Source organism: candidate division Zixibacteria bacterium HGW-Zixibacteria-1, assembly GCA_002838945.1.
Classification (GTDB): domain Bacteria; phylum Zixibacteria; class MSB-5A5; order GN15; family PGXB01; genus PGXB01.
Genome location: PGXB01000081.1, coordinates 1 through 1,013 on the forward strand (window position 1 = coordinate 1; position 1,013 = coordinate 1,013).

General features: G+C 45.8%; 1 protein-coding gene. It reads left to right on the top strand.

Annotated features, from left to right (window positions below; translation table 11 throughout):
• Nucleotides 1–168: 168 nt before the first annotated feature.
• On the top strand, nt 169–1,013 hold an 845-nt coding region (locus CVT49_16450; protein ID PKK81910.1), incomplete at its 3' end, for a transposase.

Sequence of the window (1,013 nt, forward strand, 5' to 3'; positions counted from 1 at the left end):
CGCCAGTTTGACAGCATAGTTGAATAGAGAAAACCAGAACCCCTTGCAGCATAAGGCTTCAGGGGGAAATTTTTTTTAATTTTAATACATTTTTTTGTGGCATAATTTGGCACAATATGTTATAATAGGACTATAGCCGTTACCGCTTAGTTAGGAGGGATCTTCGTTATGTATCTCAAAAAAACGTATCGAAAAGAATCAGGAAGAACCTATCTTGTGATCGCCCAGAAATACAGAAATCCAAAGACAAATATTTCTACTGATCGCACCATCAAATCCTTGGGCTACTTGGATGAGCTGGAAAAGGAATATGACGATCCCATCGCTCATTTCAAAAAAGTAGCTCGTAAGATGACGGAGGAAGAAAGCGCAAAGAAGAAGCTGACACTGAACATCAACATGGATGAACAGCTTGCTCAAGGGACCGATGACAGAAAAAACTTCGGCTATGCCGCGATTTTAAAGATCTACCATGAACTCGGTCTGCATCGCTTTTTCAACAACCGGGCACGCAATGAAGATTTCAGGTTCAACACCAATTCCATCATGATGCTGCTTGTCGTCTCCAGACTGCTCTCGCCCGGCTCCAAAAAGAAGGCGTTCGAGGAGAAGGGCCGCTATTTTGAGCGCTTCAATTTTTCGCTTGCGGATGTGTACCGTGCCCTTTCGCATTATGCGAAGATCGCTAAAGAGTTCCAGCGGTATCTGCACGGGCAGATCGCAGAGAAATACGGGAGCAACACAAAGACGATCTACTATGATGTCACGAATTTCTACTTTGAGGTCGATGAGGCGGATGAATTTCGCAAATACGGCAGATCGAAAGAGCATCGTCATAATCCGGTCGTCCAAATGGGTCTTGCGATGGACGCGGACGGGATTCCGCTCCATTATGAGCTTTTTCCCGGTAATAAGCTGGATAAGGAAACGTTCCGCTCCGTCATCGGCGAGGTCAGAAGGAATTACGATACGGGTAGAGTCGTGGTGGTCGCCGATATGGGGGTCATCACAGG